General features: G+C 50.9%; 16 protein-coding genes. 13 read left to right on the top strand and 3 right to left on the bottom strand.

Going from position 1 to position 22,482, the window contains the following annotated elements:
- Nucleotides 1-2 precede the first annotated feature (2 nt).
- Nucleotides 3-854 (top strand): MBL fold metallo-hydrolase, encoded by an 852-nt coding sequence (locus tag B5F29_RS07250; RefSeq protein WP_162608379.1) that lies wholly within the window; start codon nt 3-5, stop codon nt 852-854.
- 160 nt (nt 855-1,014) lie between these two features.
- Here the strand turns inward: B5F29_RS07250 and B5F29_RS07245 are convergent, their stop codons facing one another.
- Together B5F29_RS07245 and B5F29_RS07240 are read right to left on the bottom strand one after the other, a co-directional pair.
- The gene (locus tag B5F29_RS07245; protein ID WP_087153988.1) at nt 1,015-1,566 is read right to left on the bottom strand and encodes a hypothetical protein; all 552 of its coding nucleotides are present in this window, start codon (nt 1,564-1,566) and stop codon (nt 1,015-1,017) included.
- A 600-nt stretch (nt 1,567-2,166) separates the two neighbouring features.
- On the bottom strand, nt 2,167-3,960 hold the full coding sequence (locus B5F29_RS07240; protein WP_087153987.1) for a flavin reductase: 1,794 nt from the start codon (nt 3,958-3,960) through the stop codon (nt 2,167-2,169).
- 324 nt (nt 3,961-4,284) lie between these two features.
- On the opposite strand from B5F29_RS07240, the gene B5F29_RS07235 reads away from it, so the two are divergent.
- The 3 genes from B5F29_RS07235 to B5F29_RS07225 are packed head-to-tail and all read left to right on the top strand — an operon-like array spanning nt 4,285 to nt 7,633.
- On the top strand, nt 4,285-4,983 hold the full coding sequence (locus B5F29_RS07235; RefSeq protein ID WP_087154134.1) for an ABC transporter ATP-binding protein: 699 nt from the start codon (nt 4,285-4,287) through the stop codon (nt 4,981-4,983).
- On the top strand, nt 4,958-6,421 hold the full coding sequence (locus tag B5F29_RS07230; RefSeq protein ID WP_162608378.1) for an efflux RND transporter periplasmic adaptor subunit: 1,464 nt from the start codon (nt 4,958-4,960) through the stop codon (nt 6,419-6,421). Before B5F29_RS07235 ends, B5F29_RS07230 begins: the two co-directional genes overlap by 26 nt.
- A 3-nt stretch (nt 6,422-6,424) precedes the next feature.
- Nucleotides 6,425-7,633: an ABC transporter permease gene (locus B5F29_RS07225; protein WP_087153985.1), complete on the top strand. Its 1,209-nt coding sequence runs from the start codon at nt 6,425-6,427 to the stop codon at nt 7,631-7,633.
- 62 nt (nt 7,634-7,695) lie between these two features.
- Here B5F29_RS07225 and B5F29_RS07220 read toward each other — a convergent pair whose 3' ends face one another.
- The gene (locus B5F29_RS07220; RefSeq protein WP_087153984.1) at nt 7,696-7,971 is read right to left on the bottom strand and encodes a metal-sensing transcriptional repressor; all 276 of its coding nucleotides are present in this window, start codon (nt 7,969-7,971) and stop codon (nt 7,696-7,698) included.
- Between the two features lie 181 nt (nt 7,972-8,152).
- Between B5F29_RS07220 and B5F29_RS07215 the strand changes: the two genes are divergently transcribed.
- The 9 genes from B5F29_RS07215 (at nt 8,153) to B5F29_RS07180 (ending at nt 22,456) form a co-directional block, all read left to right on the top strand.
- Nucleotides 8,153-8,860 (top strand): ABC transporter ATP-binding protein, encoded by a 708-nt coding sequence (locus B5F29_RS07215; protein WP_087153983.1) that lies wholly within the window; start codon nt 8,153-8,155, stop codon nt 8,858-8,860.
- Nucleotides 8,854-11,208, top strand: a complete 2,355-nt coding sequence (locus tag B5F29_RS07210) for an ABC transporter permease (protein ID WP_087153982.1) — start codon at nt 8,854-8,856, stop codon at nt 11,206-11,208. Before B5F29_RS07215 ends, B5F29_RS07210 begins: the two co-directional genes overlap by 7 nt.
- A 13-nt stretch (nt 11,209-11,221) precedes the next feature.
- Entirely contained in the window at nt 11,222-12,634 is a 1,413-nt protein-coding gene (locus B5F29_RS07205) for an efflux RND transporter periplasmic adaptor subunit (protein ID WP_087153981.1), read from the top strand.
- Nucleotides 12,635-12,761: 127 nt separating this feature from the next.
- Entirely contained in the window at nt 12,762-15,416 is a 2,655-nt protein-coding gene (mutS, locus tag B5F29_RS07200; RefSeq protein ID WP_087154133.1) for a DNA mismatch repair protein MutS, read from the top strand.
- Nucleotides 15,417-15,430: 14 nt separating this feature from the next.
- On the top strand, nt 15,431-17,386 hold the full coding sequence (mutL, locus tag B5F29_RS07195) for a DNA mismatch repair endonuclease MutL (protein ID WP_206414186.1): 1,956 nt from the start codon (nt 15,431-15,433) through the stop codon (nt 17,384-17,386).
- A 3-nt stretch (nt 17,387-17,389) separates the two neighbouring features.
- Nucleotides 17,390-18,337, top strand: a complete 948-nt coding sequence (gene miaA / locus B5F29_RS16610; RefSeq protein ID WP_191393598.1) for a tRNA (adenosine(37)-N6)-dimethylallyltransferase MiaA — start codon at nt 17,390-17,392, stop codon at nt 18,335-18,337.
- Nucleotides 18,334-19,614, top strand: a complete 1,281-nt coding sequence (locus B5F29_RS07190; RefSeq protein ID WP_087153980.1) for a methionine gamma-lyase family protein — start codon at nt 18,334-18,336, stop codon at nt 19,612-19,614. The genes miaA and B5F29_RS07190 overlap by 4 nt, the downstream gene beginning before the upstream one ends.
- A complete protein-coding gene (locus B5F29_RS07185; protein WP_087153979.1) occupies nt 19,611-20,858 on the top strand; it encodes an NAD(P)/FAD-dependent oxidoreductase in 1,248 nt (415 codons plus the stop codon). The genes B5F29_RS07190 and B5F29_RS07185 overlap by 4 nt, the downstream gene beginning before the upstream one ends.
- On the top strand, nt 20,852-22,456 hold the full coding sequence (locus B5F29_RS07180) for an NAD(P)/FAD-dependent oxidoreductase (protein ID WP_087153978.1): 1,605 nt from the start codon (nt 20,852-20,854) through the stop codon (nt 22,454-22,456). The genes B5F29_RS07185 and B5F29_RS07180 overlap by 7 nt, the downstream gene beginning before the upstream one ends.
- Nucleotides 22,457-22,482 lie beyond the last annotated feature (26 nt).

Raw genomic sequence — 22,482 nt, 5'->3', positions numbered from 1 at the left:
TAATGACAGCAGTGAGTTCGTTGAATATTATTGAAAGTACCTGCTATGAACCTTGGGAGGTACAGATAGAACCTTTTGCAGTGACAGATCAAATATTCTATGTTGGAAACAAGTGGGTAGGAGCATATTTGATTGACACAGGCGACGGGTTAATCCTTTTGGATACTACCACGGCAGAAACAGCATACCTTTTATTGAACAGTATATATAAGCTTGGGTATCGTCCTGAAGAAATAAAGATGATTTTATTAAGCCATGCACATGTGGATCATTATGGTGCGGCACGTTTCTTGAAGGAATTATCAGGGGCTGAGATCTGGTTATCCAGAGAGGATGAAGAGTTTCGCAAGACTGATGGAGCAGCAGAATCAGGAGGACTTTTCGTGCCCTTCCGGGAATACAGTTTTGAAACGGATCGGTATTATGATGATTCTACGCCTATTTTACTTGGAAACGTGGAGATTAGGACTCGGTTGACTCCCGGACATACACCGGGTGTTACTTCTTTCTTTATTTACACTGATGATAAAAAATGCGGGCGGATTGTTTCAGCTATCCATGGAGGAGTAGGCGTGCTTACTATGAGTGATGAATCTTTAGACAGAGCGGGGCTTTCTCGGGAATTAAGAAAACGCTTTATTAAAGATTGCCATGATCTGAAAGATATATCGGTAGACATCTGCCTGCCAAGTCATCCGGCACATGCCCCGTTGTTTGAAAAAAGAGAGCAGGCGGCTGATGGTGACAAAAATCCGTTTATTGATAGAGATGGCTGGGCAAGGTTCCTTGATGACCGGGTACAATATGCCATAAAACTGGAAGAAGAAGCTGACAGTCATTTTGAAGCAAAATAAATAATAAAGGGCTGTCGTGAAATAGATAGTATCAAACAAGGGCTGGTATGATTCATTTGAGTCATATCAGCCCTGTGAAATATTAGTGTTTGCCTGATGATGATTTGGTCTGCACCCTGAAAAATCGATAGGGAAATTGTATTTTCGTGTATCTGAAATTCTAGATTTTCTGCGCCTGAAGAGCTGCCAACTCTTTCTTCAGAGCCTCGATTTCCTGCTGTTGTATATCCAGTTTTTGATTCATTGCTTGAATCGTTTTATTCTTTGCATGGATCTCCTGATCTTTCACAGAAAGCAATCTCTGTTGCTCTTCCAACTCTTTCTGCTGTTCTTCAATCATATAATGCACCGTATTCCGGTCCATAATCTTTAAGGCTTCCGAAAACATATGCAGCACCTCCTCCGGTCTCTGGCGGAGCATGGCGATCTCTTTGTAGATATCCTCCGGCCACGGATACTCAGTTATCAGTTTTTCCGCGTCTTCTATGGTTTCTGTGATCAGAAGGGATAGCCATGCAGTCTGTTCACTTCTATCTTCAGAATAAGTTTTTTTTCGGAATACGTCAAGGGCTACCAGACAGTATTCCTGCAGAAGATTCATCTGAAGACCGGTGTCGAAAGTGGTTTTTCCGTGGTGAATATATTGGTCCGGATCCTGGTGGAAGATATGGGCGCTGTTCTCGAAAAGGATAATCGTATAGACCTTCCGCATATCCCGATAGGAAAAATCTTTGCCCCGGAGAGACGCTCCGGATGAAGGACCGGATCGAAGACTATCTTGAAAAACGGATCGTAAGTCAGAGGAAGGGTTTTGGCTCCCCAGAGAAAATCCAGGAGCCGTTCCCGGTACGGCGAGGTCAGATGCCGATAGGAGATATATAACACGGGATCATTTTCCAGATATGATTCTGTGAATTCTCTGGAATCGGGAGGATCCTTCCATATGGTATAGGTGTGTGATGCGGAAGTTTGCAGTAATTTGCTTTTTGATTGGTTCATAGGCAGCCTCCTTGCAGTTGGGTTTCCACATTGGAAAAAAGAGCGCAAATCTCCCTATGCGGATAAAAATTGAAACGGGAAATAGGATGAGAACTCATCTGAAATAGTCAGTCCAAAGACTTTCAATAGAGTGTAATATCTGCCAGCAGAGATATCCTCTATGTCATCCAGTTTAACATAGAGATCAGGAAAATACAACATTATTGTGCGATTTTTTTCATCATACATAGAAAAGCGGACATCAGCAAAACACTGATGTCCGTCAATCTATTGGATCATAATTTGTCTCCGGATTCCGCACGAAGCGCTGTATTTACTGGATCGGTTCAAAATCAACCGCTCCATGTTTGCAAAGCGGACAGATGAAATCCTCCGGAAGTACGTCGCCTTCGTAGATATATCCGCATACTTTGCAGACAAATCCTTTCTTGCCTTCTGTCTGGGGTTTCGGTTTTACATTGTTCTGATAGTAGGTATAGGTCATGGTATCCTTGTCGCTCATAACGCGCGCTTCGGTCACAGAGCAGATGAACATACCGTGAGTTCCCAGATCTACGTACTGCTCTACTTTGAGGGAGAGTACGGCATTAATATATTTGGGAAGAATTCTAAGGCCGTTATCCGAACGTACTTCGGTCCATCCTGCAAACTTGTCCGCCGCGCGTCCGCTCTGGAATCCGAAATTCTGGAAGACGGAGAACGGAGCTTCCACAGAAAGGCAGTTCACGTTCAGTACGCCTGTCTGTTTGATAACATGATGGGAGTAGTTTGCTTTATTGATATTCACCGCCACACGGTTGGGCGTATCAGTTACCTGAGTCACAGTGTTGACGATCAGGCCGTTGTCTTTTTTGCCGTCATTGCAGGTGACTACGTAGAGACCGTAGCCGATCCGGAACAGGGCGGTCAGGTCGTTCTTGTTGGCTGCCTCCGGAGACTGTGCGATATATTCGCGGCAAAGCTCGTCCGCCATGGCTTCCAGCTGGTCTTTGGTTTCGCTTTTGACTGCGGACATGATGCGGACGTTGTTGTTCAGCCAAGTGATCTTTTTGCTGTCGGCAAACATGCTTCTCATCACTTTTGCAGCCAGCGGAGACCAGGAGCCGTTCTCGATCAGACCGATGGTGCGGTTCTGGAAGTTGCGCTCCGTCAGATGGTCGATGAAATCTCTCATGAACGGGAAGATGCCTGCATTGTAAGTGGTGGTGGCAAGTACCAGCTTGCCGTAGCGGAATGCGTCTGCGACGGCTTTGGACATGTCGTCTCTTGCCAGATCATAGACCACTACCTTCGGACATCCTTTGGTTTTCAGTTTTTCTGCCAGGATTTCCACCGCTTTTTTCGTGTGTCCGTATACAGAAGTGTAGGCAATCATGATGCCTTCTTCCTCTACCGCATAAGAGGACCAGATATTGTACTTCTCCAGATAATGGCCCAGATTCTCGGTGAGGATCGGTCCGTGCAGCGGGCAGATGATGGAGATGTCCAGCCCGGAAGCCGCTTTTAAGAGCGCCTGTACCTGAGCGCCGTATTTTCCTACGATACCGATGAAGTAACGGCGGGATTCATCGTCCCAGTCCTCCTCCACATCCAGGGCGCCGAATTTGCCGAAGCCGTCTGCGGAGAACAGAACTTTTTCTGTGCTTTCATAAGTGACCATGACTTCCGGCCAGTGTACCATAGGCGCGTAAACAAAGTTGAGCACATGCTTGCCCAGAGAAAGGGAACCGCCGTTCTCTGCGATCAGTTTGCGGTTTTCGATATCCATATCGAAGAAATTATCCATCATGGCAAATGCTTTTTCCGTGGATACCACGACTGTATCCGGATAAGTATTTACGAAATTCTGGATATTCGCCGCGTGATCCGGCTCCATATGCTGTACGACCAGATAGTCCGGTTTGCGTCCATTCAGCACATTGGCCACGTTGTCCAGCCATTCATGGGTAAAATTGATATCCACCGTGTCCATGACAGCGACCTTCTCGTCCAGGATCACATAGGAATTATAAGACATGCCGTTCGGAACCACATACTGTCCTTCAAACAAGTCTACCTGATGGTCGTTGACACCCACATAGCGGATGCTTTCTGTAATGTTTGGCATAGAAAGAAACCTCCGTTTTTCTTAGTGATATTTTTATAATTTGCCAGTTCGTTATTATTATATCAAAAAGGATGGGAGGGGGAAAGATACAATTCATTTTTTATACAGATAAAGAAAGGTGAAGTTTTCTTAAGAATTTCCAAAGATCCGCATTTTTGAAAAAAAGTGTGTTATCTTATAAAAAGTCCGAAGGAGTCGTCTTGACAGACGGATGAAAATATATTATTGTATTAGATGATTAAAACAATAATGTATTGATACAAATAAGAATGAGCGGAGAGAGGAGTGTATGGCGCTTTGGAGACGCTGGTGGAAGTACGGGACATGTGTAAGATATACAATCCCGGCGAGAATGAGGTGCGTGCTCTGGATCATGTGAATCTGAAAATCAGCCGCGGAGAATTTGTGGCGATCATCGGTCATTCAGGTTCCGGAAAGTCCACATTGATGAATATGCTGGGATGCCTGGATGTTCCCACATCCGGAAGCTATTACCTGAACGGAAAAGATGTTTCCCATCTGACGGATGATGAATTGTCTGATATCCGGAACCTGGAGATTGGTTTTATTTTTCAGGGATTTAATCTGATCCCGAATCTGACGGCCAGGGAAAATGTGGAACTGCCGCTGATCTACCGGGGAGTCGGGAGGAAAGAAAGGGAGGCGCTGGCGCTGGACGCGCTGGAGACTGTAGGGCTTTCTCATCGAATCGACCATAAGCCTAATGAGATGTCCGGAGGACAGCAGCAGAGGGTGGCGATCGCCCGGGCAATCGCGGCCAGACCGCCGGTAATCCTGGCGGATGAGCCTACAGGAAATCTGGATTCTCATTCCACCCAGGATATTATGAGCGTTTTGAAAGATCTGCATAAAAGCGGAAGGACAGTGATTCTGATCACGCATGATAATGATATCGCCGCACAGGTAAAAAGAGTGATCCGGATCAAAGATGGAAGAGTTGAAGCAGACTATATGAATGAAGGAGAAACAGAAGGGTATGAAAAAGTTCTTGAAAAATCATAAAAAAGAAGAGACAGAAATCATCGAGAACCAGGATGGACTGGAACTGGTTTCTCTGGATAATACTACGTCACCTGCGCTGAATAAGGGACGAAAGAAAAGGGAGAAAGCAGTTCTGACACCGGCGCAGAAAAAGAAAAGAAGAAAAAAGATCATTATGGGAGCAGCTGCGGCCTGCCTGGCGCTTTTTATCGTCAGCAGGATGCTTACTCCGGCTCCGCTTCCGGTGGTGACGGTACGCGGCGCGGAAACGGCGACTATTGAACAGACGGTGGACACCAGCGGCACAGTGCAGACGGAAGTGAAAAAGACCTATTTCTCCCCGCTCAGCGCGAAAGTGGGAGAATGCCAGGTGGATGTGGGAGATACTGTGGCAGCAGGCGATGTATTGCTGACATACGATGCCGCGGATCTGGAGGAACGCAGGCAGGAAGCGTCGCTGCAGAATGATGAGGCTTATTACAGCTATCAGGATACGGTGAACAAGAGCGCTGCGGAAGCGGCGGAGTACAGCCGTTCCAGCCATGATGTGGAGATTCTGGAGCAGCAGGTGGCAGACTGGAAAGCCAGCGTAAGCGCCTTGAGACAGTATGTGACGGATCTCGGGTGCCATCTGAGAGACGCCCAGAAAGAAGGTCATGAGAATCGTTCCGTGGAACTGCAGTCCATGATAGATCAGGCGAACAACGATCTGACGCAGAAACAGGAAGAGCTGGCAGAGTTCGAGAGCGATCTGGCAGAGCAGAAATCCATCCAGTCGGCTTCCGAGGATGCGGTGCTCACGGACAGCGCAAGGAAACAGGTGACGGCGACGAAAGATCTGGCAGCGCTGCAGGCGGAAAAAGTAGAAAGTGCCGTAGAGGATGTAAAAGACGGCCTGAAGGCAGAATTCGGCGGTGTGGTCACAGATATCAAGGCTGTAGAAGGCGGTGTTACGGAAGAAAACGGAGAGCTTCTGACTGTGGAGAGCAATGAAGACGTCTGTGTGATTATTTCTTTGAATAAGAGCGACTTGGAGAAGGTAAAAGAAGGACAGAAAGCAACGGTCACTGTGGTAGACAAAGAGTATGAGGGCACTGTGACCAGGATCAGTAAATCTGCCACAAAAAATGATAAAGGAGCTTCCGTAGTGGAAGGAGAAATACATATCGACAATCCGGACGCGGATATCTTCCTGGGAGTGGACGCGAAAGTGACGATCGAAGGCAATAAGGCGGAAAATGTGATTGCAGTACCGATAGAAGCGGTGAATGTGGGCAAGGATGGAAGCTTTGTCTATGTGGTCAACGACGGAGTTCTGGAGACCAGAACCGTGGAGACAGGTATCTCTTCTTCAGAACTGGTAGAGATCAGGAGCGGCCTGGACGGGACGGAACAGGTTGTCTTAAGTATCGGAACCGGTCTGGAAGAAGGAGCCCAGGTCACGGCGGTGGAGGGCTGACGCATGGGACAGCTTTGGGAATATTTGAAGATGGCGGTCAGTGACATCCGGATGAACCGGGGAAGATCGTTTCTCACCATGCTGGGTATCATCATCGGCGTTTCTTCGGTGATCCTGATCATGTCCATCGGGAATGGAGCCAAGACGGCGATGGAAGATGAACTGTCTTCTGTTGCCGGAGGACAGATTTATATTTATGCCAACAGCAATCTGGAAGGCGAGATTCCGGTGATCACAGAGGAGGACCGGGAGGCATTGCGCGGACTGGATCATGTAAAGGGGGCCAGCTCCGTCTACAGTATGCTGAATGCAGTTGAGACACCCAAAGGAAATTTTGAAGCTCTGGTGGACTATGCCAATCCGGATTACCGGAATGCCACGAATCCTACCATGCTCTATGGTTCATGGTTTTCCTGGGACGACTATGACGCAGGTCAGGATGTGGCTGTGATCGCGGAGGAATCTGCGATTCAGATGTTCGGCACCGCGGATGTGGTAGGCATGACGTTTGAGATGGACGATGGAAGCGAGATCAAAGATATGCGGATTGTTGGCGTCAAACAGGCATTGGAAGGGACCTTTGTCTCAACCGGAACCGGAAGCTATCTGGACATCTCGGTTCCCTTAACTTCCGATTCTTACTGGGCGACGTACAATGATACGGATTCCGTGTATATATTTGGAGAGACCGGGTATACGACTCAGGTTGCGGAAGAAGCGATCCGGCTGCTGGAAAGCCGTCATGATATGGTGGGACAGGATGCGTTTCTGATGGAAGACTTTGACAGCCAGATGGCGGCTGTGTCTCAGGTGCTGGACATGATCACGATCTTTATTATGCTGGTGGCTGCGATTTCTCTGCTGGTAGGCGGCATTGGAGTCATGAATATCATGTTGGTGTCAGTGACGGAGCGTACCCGTGAGATCGGTATCCGCAAAGCACTTGGGGCCAGAACAAAGTCGATTCTGATACAGTTTCTGGCGGAATCGGCGATTATTACCTGTATCGGCGGCCTGATAGGAATTACCCTGGGAATTGCCGGAGCGTACGGAATATGCTCGATTCCTATGGTAGGGTTCGCCCCTGCCGTCAGTGTGAGCGCTATCGTGGGAGCGACGCTCTTCTCATCGGCGGTAGGCATCTTTTTTGGAATCTATCCGGCTAAAAAGGCGGCCCGGATGAATCCTATTGAGGCGTTGAGAATGAATTAAATAAAGTGTACGGAAAAGGGATCTGTCCCGGCAGGAAAGTCGGACAGATCCCTTTTTGGGGCCTAATTCATATTTGCAAACCGTTCCACTGCCTTTGTGAAACTGGCGATGGTCTTATCGGCGTCACCATGCTCGATACCATCCCGGACGCAGTGCTTGATATGTCCTTCCAGGACGATCTGGCCTGCTCTGTGAAGCGCGGATTTTGCGGCATTTATCTGTGAAAGGATATCTTCACAGGGAATATCTTCATCAATCATGCGGTCGATGGCCTGTACCTGGCCGATGATCTTTTTCAGACGCCGGTGAAGATTGTCGGCATCCATGCATTGTTTCATATCTTCCACCTCCTGTGCATACCCTTGGGGGTATTTGTATTAATCATTATCTTTTAATTTTTTTCCTTTGTCAAGAATGAGATATTTTTTCACGGAAGATCACCTGCGCCTGTGTTGACAGAAAGAGGAAACCATGCGATAGTGAGTGAGAATGAAACAGTACGTTCAGGAGGATATATAAATGAACGGATGGGTACTGAAAGGGAAAGATCTGAGCAGATGGTACGAGGGAGACGGTGTGACCGTGAGAGCTTTGGATCAGGTTTCTTTTGAAATCCTGCCGGGAGAATTTATTGTAGTGCTGGGACCTTCCGGCTCGGGGAAAAGCACCATGCTGAATCTGATGGGCGGGATGGACCGTCCAAGTGAAGGAGAATTGTATTACAGAGAACAGAAGATATCGGATTTTACGTCGGAACAGCTTTCGGATTACCGAAAGGATGCGGTAGGATTTGTGTTTCAGTTCTTTCATCTGATTCCGACTCTGACTGCGAAAGAAAATGTAGAACTGGCGGCTAGTATTACGAAAGGGGCCCGCAGTGCTGGGGAGGTGTTGGAACTGGTAGGGCTTTCAGACCGGATGAAACATTTTCCTTCCCAGATGTCGGGCGGCGAACAACAGAGAGTCTCTATAGCCAGGGCGATTGTCAAAAATCCGGAGATTCTGCTCTGTGATGAACCTACAGGAGCTTTAGATTCCAGAAACAGTATTGCAGTAGTGAAGCTTTTGCTGGAAGTAAGGGAGCGGCTGGGATGCCCTGTCGTCACTATTACTCATAATGCGGAGATGGCAAGAGTAGCGGATCGGGTCTTTCATATGAAAGATGGAAAAATCGTACGTGTGGAAACGAATCGTTGTCCGGTTGCTGCGGAGGAACTGCAATGGTAAAACTGTTGTATCTTAAAATGGTACGGGATATGAGAAAAAGCCTTGCGGCCTATTTGATCTGTATTCTTGTGGTAGGTGTGGGATTCTGCGGATACTGTGTGCTTTCCGTGGCGGCAGATCATCTGACGGCGTCTCAGAAGGCGCTGTACGAGTCCAGCGCTTTTGCGGACGGATTTGCGGAGGTCCATGAAGCCCCCGCAGCCATGAGCCGCCGACTGGAACAGATACCGGGGATCGGACAGGCTGGCGGGAGAATCGTGAAAGAAGTCCGGCTGGCGGATACCGGAGATGAAGAAGCATATCTGCTGCTGATCTCCTATGAACCGGGAGGACTGGATGTGCCCATGTTGTTTCAGGGGGCGGACGCGCTTCAGGGGAAACGGCAGGCGGTAGTAGGGAATGCTTTTTTAAATGCCAGAGGATTAGAACCGGGGGACAAGCTTCGGATTTTGATTTCCGGAAAGGAAGTGGAACTGGAGATTACAGGGGGAGGCATATCTCCGGAGAATATTTATATTGTAAGAAATATCGCGGAAATGATTCCGGATCCGGAGACTTATGACGCGGCGTTCATACCTTACGATACGATGGCGGAGCTGTTCGGGATGGAAAATCTGGCCAATAATTTTGATTTTATTCTGTTACCGGGATATACGGTGGAAGATGTGAAAGAAGAGGTGGAAACGCTTCTGGATCCTTATGGATGCTATCGAGTTTATGGAAGAAAGGATCAGACTTCGGCTTCTATTATGGAATCAGAACTGGAGCAGCTGGACGCTATGGCGGCGGTGGTTCCGGTGCTTTTTCTGGCGGTAGCCGCCATCATTCTGTATATTACCATGCACAGAATGATGGATCAGCAGAGGATTCAGATCGGTACCATGCGTGCTATGGGAATTCCGCGGAAAATCATAGGGATTCATTATCTGGGATACGGAGCATTCATCGGGGTGCTGGGAGGCGCAGCGGGCGGTCTGCTGGGGAATGTATGCGCCCGCCCTTTAGTAGAGTATTACCGGACTTATTTCAATCTTCCGGAGGCGTCAGCCCCCATATCGATGAAGTATCTGCTTTTTGGAATTTTGCTGGCCGGAAGTTTCTGCGCGCTGGTGAGCTTTCAGGCATCCCGTCGGGTGGCGGCGTCAGCCCCGGCAGAAGCCATGCGCCCTCCTGCGCCGAAGAGCGCAAAGGCCACGGCGGCGGAACGGATTCCCGGATTTTTGAATCTGTTTACAGTTCCGGGAATTATGGCGGTCCGGGGTATTGGAAGAAATAAAAAAAGAAGTGTTCTTTCACTGATTGGAATTGCCTGCGCGTTTATGATCACCGCTACGCTGGTCTCCATGAATTCTCTGCTGGATGTGTATCTGCTGGATTATCTGCAGAAATTACAAAAGCAAGATTATACGGTATATTTTGAAGAACCTTTGAAAACGTCCCGTGTGACCGGGTCTGTACAGAGCAGCCTGATCGAGAGGGCGGAGCCTTTTGCGGAAGTGCCCGCTGTTTTGATGGGAGATGAGGCGGAGATGGATGTGACTGTACAGGCGATTCCCCGGGATTCAGAGCTCTGTCATCTGTATGATGAACAGGGAAGAACTCTTCACGTAGCTTCCGAGGGAGTGGTAATATCTGTTCATATGGCAAGAACTCTTGACGTAAAGGTGGGGGATCAGATTGATGTAAAGATCGCATATCCTCAGGAACGTATTTCCAGCGCAGCGGTGACAGGAATCCTGGAACAGTATCTGGGAACGACTGTCTATATGTCCTGTGAAGGGCTTGGGAAGATCAGCGAATACCGGGATGTATGCACCGGTTTGTTTTTGAAAACTGCGCAGGGAGCAGAAGAAGAGGTGCGGGAGCTGTTTGAAGAATCGCCGGTGGTGGCCGGAGTGCAGAGCCGGCAGATCCGTCTGCAGAAATGGGATACCATGATGCAAAGTTTTGAACTGATGATCGGGTGCATGGTTTTTTTAGGGATTCTGATCGGACTTTCTGTGCTGCATACCAGTGCGCTGATCAGTTTTGAGGAATTGAAAAGGGAATTGTCTACGATGATGATGCTGGGGCTCCGTCCAGGACAGTGTCTGGAAGTCCTGAGCGTAGGACAGTGGATTCTGACTGCGGGGGGAATTATCATAGGAATACCGCTGACTTTCGCGGCAAGCAGGGCAATATCGCTTACGATGACTACAGAAATGTACAGCATTCCGGATTTTGCGAGCGTGGATGCCCTGGCAGTGTCGGCGGTCCTGATGTTCGGGGCTGTGTTTGTCAGTTCCAGGCTGATGTTGGGGAAGCTGAGAAGGATTTCTCCGGTGGAGCTTTTAACGGAACGGGAGTAAAGGAGATACGGATATGAAAAAGAAAGTAAAAATCGTGCTGGCATCGGTAATGACTGTGTGTATTTTGTCTGCAGGTCTGTGGTATCTGTTCCGCCCGGTCCGGGTGGAGACAGAGCCGGCAAAAGTAGGAGACCTGACGGAGACTTTTACGGTATCGGGAACGGCCACACCGGCCCGGAGCAGTTATATATGCGCTCCTCTGGCCGGTCAGGTGACAGGGATAAAACTGCGCAGCGGAGCTCGTGCGGAGGCAGGAGAAAATGTGATTCAGCTGGATGATTCGGAGGCCAGAGGTGAGTTGGAGGATCAGCTTGCGTCTCTGGAGCTTCAGAAGACCGGTGTGCTGAAAGACGGCAGCGCAGCAAGGGCAGAGATTGTGATGAACAGACAGCAGCTGGAGAACGAACTGGAGAAACTGAAGCTGGAGTATGAGCAGCTTTATGGAGAAAATGGTAACGCTGCAGAGCTGCTGGCTGCTGCACAGGAAAATTTTACCAGAGCAAATATTGCCTATTGGAGGGCGTATGATGAATATGCAGATTCTCACGATCCTTCTGAGAATGCGCAGCTGAGTTCTCTGGCAGCAGCAAGAGCGTCTGCGGAACAGGCACTGGCAGATGCTGAAAATGTTCAGATGGAGAGTACAAGAACATATTATGAGGATACGATTGCCTCTTATGAGAGCCAGCTGGGGATTCTGGATGGAAACGGAAGCGCGGTGTCTGCCGGTACAGAGGCGGCGGCAGATCAGCTGGACATTCAGATGGAACAGATCAGAAACAGACTGGATAAAGATGGAATAGAGGCTCCTTATGCAGGAACGGTGTGGGAGGTTCTGGTAGAAGAGGGCGACTACGTACAGGTAAACCAGCCGCTGTACCGGATCTATGAGACCGGGAATATGGAAGTGTCCGCGGACCTTCTGGACACGCAGGCATCGCTTTTGGAAGAGGGAGATCAGGCCACGCTCACCCTGGCAGATGGAACTGTGCTGGAAGGAAGTGTTTCTTTCGTGTCTGAGATCGCCACACAGGAACTGTCTGCGCTGGGAATCGAAGAGAGCCGGTGCGAGGTGATTCTGGAGGCGGATCTTCCGGAAGGAGTCGGCGCCGGTCAGGAAATCGCGGTGGAATTTGAGGCTGTGAGAAAAGAACACGTTCTGCAGGTTACGGTCTCCGCTGTTATGCCGGATGAGGATGGACAAGTGGGCGTTTATGTGGTACGGGGAAGAAAAGCCGTATACTGTGGAATCGAGACCGGCCTGCAGTGCGGCGGAAAGACAGAAGTGACCGGCGGACTGTCTGAAGGAGACCAGGTGATTGTCAATCCATATGAAGCAGAAGTGTCCGATGGAAAAGCGGTCGTCCCTGCATCTTATGATTATGGCGATGAAACAACGGGAAAATCCTATAAAGAAGACCGGTAAAATTTCTTTACCGGATTTTTCCCTTGTGCTATAATGTCCGGGAAAACAATAAGCAGTGCGTCAGACGGGAACAAAGGCGCGCACTGCGGGGATAAACCCTGCCGGTATGGTAAAGAGAGGTAAATTTGTGGCAGAACTTACACCAATGATGCAGCAGTACATGAAAACAAAAGAAGAGTACAAGGACTGCATTTTATTTTATCGCCTGGGCGATTTTTATGAGATGTTTTTCGACGATGCGAAGATCGCTTCAAAAGAGCTGGAATTGACGCTGACCGGAAAAAACTGCGGTCTGGAAGAGCGGGCTCCCATGTGCGGAATTCCCTATCACGCGGTGGAAGGGTATTTGAGCCGTCTGGTATCCAAAGGATATAAGGTGGCAATTTGTGAGCAGATGGAGGATCCTGCCCTGGCAAAAGGACTGGTACGCCGGGAAGTGGTGCGTATCGTGACGCCGGGGACTAATATCTGCGAACAATCTCTGGATGAAAGCAGAAATAATTATATTATGAGTATCGTCTATGTCAGCGACCGGTTCGGTATTTCTTTTGCGGATGTAACGACCGGCGATTATTTTGTCACGGAAGTGGATTCGGCGCGGAAACTGATGGACGAGATGTATAAATTCTCTCCCAGAGAAGTAGTGTGCAACGAAGCTCTGATGATGAGCGGCATTGACTTCCAGGACATGAAGGACCGTCTTGGATTCACCATGTATTCTCTGGAAAACTGGTATTTTGACGACGATCTCTGCAGACAGGGACTTCTGGATCATTTCCATGTAAAATCTCTGGAAGGGCTGGGCGTTTCCGATTTCGGCTGCGGGATCATAGCGGCCGGGGCGCTTCTGAGGTATCTGACCGAAACTCAGAAGACATCGCTGGAGCACCTGTCAAAGCTGATCCCCTATGTATCCGGAAACTATATGGTTATCGACAGTTCCAGCCGCAGAAATCTGGAACTGGTGGAGACCTTGAGGGAGAAACAGAAGAGAGGGTCTCTTCTCTGGGTGCTTGACAAGACCAGGACAGCCATGGGGGCCCGGACACTCAGAGGGTATCTGGAGCAGCCGCTGATCGACCGGGAGGAGATCGAGAGACGGCTGAACGCCATCGAAGAACTGAACAGTCAGATGATCACCAGGGAAGAGCTTCGGGAATATTTAAGCCCTATCTACGACCTGGAGAGACTGATCGGCAGGATCAGTTACCAGACTGCGAATCCCAGAGATCTGATCGCGTTCAAGACGTCTCTTCAGATGCTGCCGCCGATCCGTCTGCTGCTTCAGGAACTTAAGACGCCGCTGATGCGGGAGATCTGCGGAGAACTGGATACGCTGGAAGATCTGCAGGACCTTCTGGAACGGTCTATTCAGGAGGATCCTCCGGTGTCCGTGCGGGACGGAAATATTTTGAAAGACAGCTACAATGAAGATGTGGACAAGTTCCGGAAGGCGAAAACAGAGGGTAAATCCTGGCTGGCCCAGATCGAGACGAAAGAACGGGAGCGGACGGGGATCAAGAACCTGCGCATCAAATACAACAAGGTATTCGGCTATTATCTGGAAGTGACTAATTCTTATAAGGATCTGGTTCCTGAGGATTATATACGCAAGCAGACATTGACCAATGCGGAAAGGTATATTACGCCGGAACTGAAAGAACTGGAGGACACGATCCTCGGAGCGGAAGAAAAACTGACCGCTCTGGAGTATGAGTTGTTCACGGGGATCAGGGACCGGATCGCGTCCGAAGTGGTCCGGATCCAGAAGACCGCCAAGGCGGTGGCGAAACTGGATGTGTTCGCTTCCCTGGCTTATGTGGCGAACCGGAATCACTATGTGAAGCCGAAGATTAACGAACGGGGCGTGATCGATATCCGAGGCGGACGCCATCCGGTGGTAGAGCAGATGCTTCCGGGACAGATGTTTATCTCCAACGATACCTATCTGGACAACGGCGCCAACCGGATCGCCGTGATCACCGGCCCCAATATGGCCGGAAAATCCACCTATATGAGACAGACTGCGCTGATCGTGCTGCTGGCTCAGGTGGGAAGTTTCGTACCGGCGGACAGTGCGGATATCGGTATTGTAGACCGTATCTTTACCCGCGTGGGCGCGTCGGACGATCTGGCAAGCGGGCAGAGCACCTTCATGGTGGAGATGAACGAAGTGTCCAATATTCTCCGGAATGCTACGCCGAAAAGTCTTTTGATTCTGGATGAGATCGGACGCGGCACGAGCACTTTTGACGGACTTGCCATCGCCTGGGCGGTGATCGAACATATTGCGGACAAACGGATCCTGGGAGCCAAGACTCTGTTTGCCACCCACTACCACGAGCTGACAGAGCTGGAAGGCACCATGGACGGAGTCAACAATTATTGTATTGCCGTCAAGGAGAAAGGCGACGACATTGTATTTCTGCGCAAGATTGTCAAAGGGGGAGCAGACAAGTCTTATGGTATTCAGGTGGCAAAGCTGGCCGGCGTTCCGGACAGCGTGATCGCGAGGGCAAAGGAACTGGTGGATGAATTAAGCCAGGCAGATATTTCTGCCAGAGCTAAGGATATTGCCTTGGAGAACCGGGCGAAAACGAAGCAGAAAAATAAACCGAAGAGATATGATGAGGTGGATCTGGAACAGATTTCCCTATTTGATACGGTGAAAGACGACGACGTGGTAAAGGAACTTCAGGAGCTGGATATTTCCAATATGACTCCAATGGACGCTCTGAATACACTTTACCGGTTACAGAATAAACTGAAGAACAGGTGGTGAGACTTTAAAAGCAGATGGGTAAGATCGCAGTACTGGATCAACAGACAATTGACAAGATCGCGGCGGGCGAGGTGGTAGAACGTCCGGCTTCGGTGGTAAAAGAACTGGTGGAAAATGCGGTGGATGCGGGAGCGTCCCAGGTGACGGTGGAAATCCGTGACGGCGGAGTTGGCATGATCCGGATCACAGACAACGGAAGTGGAATGGAGAAGGACGACATCCCGTTGGCTTTTCTGCGTCACTCTACAAGTAAGATCCGAAGCGCTGAGGATCTGCAGGGAGTACGGTCCCTGGGATTCCGGGGGGAGGCTCTTTCCAGTATTTCCGCAGTTGCCATGGTGGAACTGATCACAAAAACCAGGGAGCAGACGATGGGAAGCCGGTGCGTGATTGAAGGCGGAGTTCAGAAGAGTCTGGAAGAGATCGGGGCTCCGGACGGAACTACTTTTATTGTACGGAACCTTTTTTATAATACTCCGGCCAGAAAAAAATTCCTGAAATCAGACATGGCAGAAGCGGGAGCTGTTTATGAGATGATGACACATCTGGCTCTGTCGCATCCGGAGATTTCTTTCAGGGTGATCGTCGGCGGGCAGATGAAACTGCAGACACCGGGCAATGGGAAACTGGAAGACGTGATCTACCATGTATATGGAAGAGATGTGGCGCTGCGCCTGATTGAGGTTGATCGCGCGGAGGGACCGCTCAGAATCAGAGGTTTTATCGGAAAGCCGGAATTATCCAGGGGAAACCGTAATTATGAAAATTATTTTGTCAATGGAAGATTTGTCCGAAGCAAGATTGTGGCAAAGGGGATCGAGGACGGCTATAAAACTTTTATGATGCAGCACCGCTACCCGTTTGTGTGCCTGGATCTGCAGGTGGACGGGCGGCTTCTGGATGTGAATGTGCATCCGTCCAAAATGGAGATCCGTTTCAGCAACCAAAACCTGGTTTATGACCTTCTGCAAAGAACGGTGAAGGACACTCTGTCGGGAAAAGAGCTGATCCCGGAAGTGAAACTTGCCGAAGAGCCGAAGAGACAGGAAAGTGCCGCGCGGCCCTGGACGCCGGAATCCCAGAAAAAAGAAGAGAGAAAAGTCCCGCTGGAAAAGATGTGGAAGACTCCGGAACCTGTGAAAGAGCCGGTGACTCCTCAGGAAAAAAATCTGGAATATTTCATGGCTCAGATGCGCAAAAGAGTGGAAGAGCGTCATATGGTGCAGGAAGAGAATGGATACGGGGCCTCCGTGCAGGAAAGCCCCGCGCCGAAAATGCCTGTTCCGGAAACGCCGGTTTGGGAAAAGACTGTTTCACCGGAGCCGGCGCCGGTGAAAACGGCGCCAGAGCAGATGACGCTGTTCGACGGAAAAATGCTCTCAAAGGAAGCGGCGGTGCGCCATGAAATCATCGGCCAAGTATTCGATACCTATTGGCTGGTGCAGTATGCGGATAAATTATATATCATTGACCAGCACGCGGCTCATGAGAAAGTGCTTTATGAGCGCCTGATGAAGAACCTGAAAGAGCGCGCGTTTCAGCAGCAGATTCTTTCGCCTCCGATCATTCTGAATCTGAGCATGCAGGAAGAGGAACTTTTTCTGCGGTATCGGAGTTGTTTTGCGGATATGGGATTCGAGATTGAAGAATTTGGGGACCGGGCGTACGCGGTGCGGGCAGTTCCGGCGGATCTGCCAGGTATGGCGCAGAATGAGATCCTGATGGAATTTCTGGACAGCCTGTCAGACATTACCGGAAATGTCAGCTCGGAGTCTCTCATGGATCGTGTGGCGACCATGTCCTGCAAGGCGGCGGTGAAAGGGAATCACCGCATGTCCGCCGCGGAGGCGAAGGCACTGATTGATGAACTTCTGACACTGGAGAATCCGTATAACTGCCCTCATGGCAGACCGACGATTATCTCCATGACCAAATACGAACTGGAAAAGAAATTTAAAAGGATTGTATAAAGAATGGAAAAAGAGCCGCTTATTATCCTGACCGGCCCGACGGCGGCGGGAAAGACAAAGCTGTCCATCGCTCTGGCCAAAGCAGTGGGCGGAGAGATCATATCCGCGGATTCTATGCAGGTTTATAAACATATGGATATCGGTTCCGCGAAAATCCGACCGGAAGAGATGCAGGGCGTGCGTCACTATCTGGTGGATGAACTGGAGCCATGGGAAGAATTTCATGTAGTCCGGTTCCAGCAGATGGCGAAAAGCGCCATGGAGCAGATCCGGAGTCATGGACATATTCCCATTTTGGTGGGAGGTACCGGATTTTATATCCAGGCAATCCTTTATGACATCGATTTTACCGAAAACGAGGCAAGTCCGTACCGACAGGAACTTGAGGCGCTGGCGCAGAGCCGGGGAGCTTCCTGGCTCCATGAGGAACTGAAAAAAGTGGATCCGGAATCTGCGGAGGCGATCCATGAACATAATGTGAAGAGGGTCATCCGCGCGCTGGAATTTTACCGGCTGACTGGGAAGAAGATCTCAGAACACAATGAAGAGCAGAGGGAGAAGGAGTCCCCGTACCGGTCTGCTTATTTTGTGTTGAATGAAGATCGGACCGTCCTGTACGACAGGATTGAAAAAAGAATTGACAAGATGCTTGAGGACGGCCTGGTGGATGAGGTGATGCGCCTGAAAGAGATGGGCTGCCGGCGGGGGATGGTATCCATGCAGGGGCTGGGCTACAAGGAGATTCTGGCGTACCTGGACGGAGAATATACTTTACCGGAAGCGGTGGAAATTCTGAAAAGAGATACGCGCCATTTTGCCAAGCGCCAGCTCACCTGGTTCCGCAGAGAACGGGATGTGATCTGGCTGAACAAAGAAGATTACGCGTGTGAGGAAGAGGCGATTCTCGCCCACATGCTGGAAATATTGCGAGAGAGGAAGATGATCCGATGAATCTGGAAGAAATGTATGAAAGCCTGGATATCAGCCGCGAGGCCTGGTCCTACGGACAGAAGATTGAAGAAAGCCTGAAAGAAAGGTTTGCCGCCATCGATGAGACGGCGGAATATAATCAGCTGAAGGTGCTGGGTGCCATGCAGCGCTGCCGGGTCAGCGACATCCATTTTGCCGCCACCAGCGGCTACGGCTACAATGACCTGGGCAGAGATACGCTGGAGGAAGTGTACGCGGCCGCTTTTCACGCGGAGTCTGCGCTGGTGCGTCCCCAGATCACCTGCGGAACCCATGCGCTGGCAGTTGCTCTGGCGGCAAATCTGCGTCCGGGCGACGAGCTGCTGGCAGTTTCCGGAAAGCCATACGATACTCTGGAAGAAGTCATTGGTATCCGGCCCTCCAAAGGAAGTCTGGCAGAGTATGGTATCACATACCGGCAGGTGGATCTGCTGCCGGACAGCAGCTTTGACCTGGAAGGCATCCGGGCGGCGATCGGTGAACATACAAAAATGATTCATATCCAGAGATCGAAGGGATATCAGACCAGGAAAACTTTATCGGTGTCTGAAATCGGAGACATGATCAGGTTCATAAAATCTATCCGACCCGATCTGATCTGCATGGTGGATAACTGCTACGGGGAATTTGTGGAGCGGATCGAGCCGACAGACGTGGGAGCCGACCTGTGCGTAGGCTCCCTGATCAAGAATCCGGGCGGCGGCCTGGCTCCCATAGGCGGTTATATCGTAGGAAAAGAGGAATATGTAGAAAACTGTGCCTACCGGCTGACATCACCGGGGCTGGGGAAGGAAGTGGGCGCGACGCTGGGCGTCATGCAGTCCTTCTATCAGGGATTTTTCCTGGCTCCTACAGTGACGGCGGGGGCGCTCAAAGGAGCCATTTTCGCTGCCAATGTCTACGAGAGACTTGGCTTTTCCGTACTGCCGGACGGCAGCGAAGACAGGCATGATATTATTCAGTCCATTACCTTTGGGACGCCGGAAGGCGTGATCGAGTTCTGCAAGGGAATCCAGGCGGCAGCCCCGGTGGACAGTTATGTGGAGCCGGAGCCCTGGGCCATGCCGGGATATGACAGCGATGTGATCATGGCGGCGGGCGCTTTTGTCCAGGGATCGTCCATAGAGCTGTCTGCAGACGGTCCGATTAAACCGCCTTATGCAGTCTATTTCCAGGGCGGACTGACCTGGGAGCACGCAAAATTCGGTATTTTGAAATCCCTGCAGAAGCTGGTGGATGCGGGGATCGCGAAATTATGAAGCAAAGCAGGAAACAGATACTTGTGGCCGGAGGCGGTGCTTCCGGACTCATGGCGGCCATAACGGCCGCGCGGCGGGGCGCGAAAGTGACGCTGCTGGAAAAAAACAAACAGACAGGGAAAAAGCTGCTAGTCACGGGAAACGGCCGCTGTAATTTTACCAACCGCAACCAGGATATGAAAAATTACCGAAGCGGGTGTCCGGCTTTTGTGGAACAGGCACTGAGAGAGTTTTCCATGGAGGATGCGGTGAAGTTTTTTGAAGATCTGGGGATTCCGGCCAGGGACAGGGACGGATATCTCTACCCGGCGGACGGCCAGGCTTCGTCGGTGGCGTCGGCGCTCCGGCTGGAGGCAGAGCGCCTGAAGGTCCGGATCGGCTGCAATACCGAGATCCTTTCCGCAGAATACATAGGAAGCAGTTTCCAGGTCAAAACAGCCGGATGGCAGTATGAAGGCGACGCTCTGATCCTGACATGCGGTTCCCCGGCGGCTCCGGGTACAGGGGCCTCCGGCGACGGTTACCAGCTGGCGGAAGGCTTCGGGCATACAGTGGTTCCGCCTCTGCCCGCGCTTACCGGGCTGTATGCGGCAGAAAAGGACTGCGCGAAACTGGCCGGCATCCGTCAGGAGGCGAAGGTGGTTCTCCTGATCGACGGAAAGGAATGTATAGAAGAGACCGGAGAGGTGCAGTTTACTTCCTATGGATTGTCCGGTATTCCTGTCTTTCAGGTGAGCAGGTATGTATCCCGGGCGCTGGAGAAAGGGAGACGCTGCGAGATCCTCCTGAATCTGTGGGAAGGACGGGGAAGCGGACAGACCAGAAGGGTATTTGAAGAAAGCAGGGAGTATACCGGGGAACGGTCCGGCACGGACACGCTTCTGGGCGTCTTTCCGGAGAAATTATCCGGCGTGCTTCTGGAACGGGCGGGAATCAGCCGGAAAAAGAAGCGGAATCAATGGACACAGGAAGAAGAAAACCGCCTTATCAGACAGGCGGAAGAAATGCGTTTTTCCGTGGTCCGCTGCCGCGGTTTTGAGCAGGCGCAGGTCTGTACGGGGGGCGTCCCGCTTACAGAGCTGAAAGGAATCACCATGGAATCTGCCTGTATGCCCGGACTCTATCTGGCAGGAGAACTGCTGGATGTGGACGGCGCGTGCGGAGGATATAATCTTCAGTGGGCGTGGACCAGCGGATATCTGGCAGGCAGCGCCGCGGCGGAAGGAACAGGAATATTATGCTGAGAATCCAACAGTTGAAAATGAAGATCCCCCATACAGAACAGGAGCTTCGGGAGAAGATCCTGAGAACGCTGAGAATTCGTCCGGATGATCTGCTCCGGTACGAGATCGTGAGGCAGTCGCTGGACGCCAGAGGGGATGAATTAAAATACGTCTATATAGTAGATGCGGAAGTGAAGAAAGAAGCGGCCATACTGAGAAAACACCCAAAACAGGTGGGAAAAGCGCAGCATATCCGCTATCAGTTTCCGAAATCCGGAACAGAGCGGCTGGCTCACCGTCCGGTCATCATAGGGACAGGGCCGGCGGGATTGTTCTGCGGCCTTGCGCTTGCCCGCGCCGGATACGCGCCGATCCTCCTCGAACGGGGACAGGACGCGGAATCCCGCGCCCGGACGGTGGAGACATTCTGGAAACTGGGGTTGCTGGATCCTCAGTCAAATGTCCAGTTTGGTGAAGGGGGCGCCGGTACTTTTTCTGACGGAAAACTAAACACTTTGGTCAAGGATACGTCCGGAAGAAATCGGAAGGTGCTGGAGATTTTCGTGGAAGCAGGGGCTCCGGAGGAGATTCTGTATGTGCAGAAGCCGCATCTGGGAACAGACCTGCTCAGAGACATTGTGACGCATATACGGAAAGAAATTTTGAACCTCGGAGGAGAAGTGTATTTTGAAACACAGGCGACGGGACTGGAGCTGGAAGGCGGTCGGATTAAAGGAGTACGGATCCGCCGCGGGGATGCGAAGAAAGAAGAGTATCTGGAAGCGGAACAGGTGGTACTGGCCATAGGACACAGCGCCAGGGATACTTTTCAGATGCTCCATGACCTGGGCGTGCCTATGGAGGCCAAGTCCTTTGCGGTGGGTGTCCGTATGGAGCATCCGCAGGAACTGGTGAATAAGAGCCGGTACGGTGAACATTATCCGGAATGTCTGCCGGCTGCTTCCTACAAGGTGACGCGGAAAACGGAAAGCGGACGGGGAGTTTATTCTTTCTGTATGTGCCCGGGAGGATATGTGGTCAACGCCTCTTCAGAACCGGGACATCTGGCTGTGAACGGGATGAGCTATCATGCCAGGAGCGGCAGAAACGCCAACAGCGCCATGATCGTTACGGTGACGCCGGAAGATTTCGGAGAAGGAGGCGTGCTCGCGGGCGTGGAATTTCAGCGCAGACTGGAATCAGCCGCGTTCCGGACGGGAGAGGGAAAGATCCCGGTACAGCTGTTCGGAGATTTCTGTAAGGATCAGCCCACATCCGTCCTGGGAGAAGTAGAGCCGTGCATGAAAGGAGACTACCGGCTTTCCAGCGTAAGAGAAATCTTTCCCTCGGAGCTGTCCGCGGCGCTGGAAGAAGGTATCCGGGGCTGCGGGTCGCTGATCCGAGGATTTGACCGCCCGGACGCGGTTCTGTCCGGTGTGGAGAGCCGGACCTCTTCCCCTGTGAGGATTCTGCGCGGCGAGAATATGGAGAGCGGAATCAGAGGGCTCTACCCCTGCGGAGAGGGCGCGGGGTATGCGGGCGGGATCACGTCCGCGGCTATGGATGGATTAAAAATAGCAGAAGCGATTGCAAAAAGATATGCTCCATGGTATGATTAAATGAATCGCTTTTGGAGGTAAACCTA

Source organism: Lachnoclostridium sp. An196 (assembly GCF_002160135.1).
In the GTDB taxonomy this organism is placed as follows: Bacteria; Bacillota; Clostridia; order Lachnospirales; family Lachnospiraceae; genus Hominiventricola; species Hominiventricola avistercoris.
This window is presented reverse-complemented; position numbering and strand designations above follow the sequence as displayed.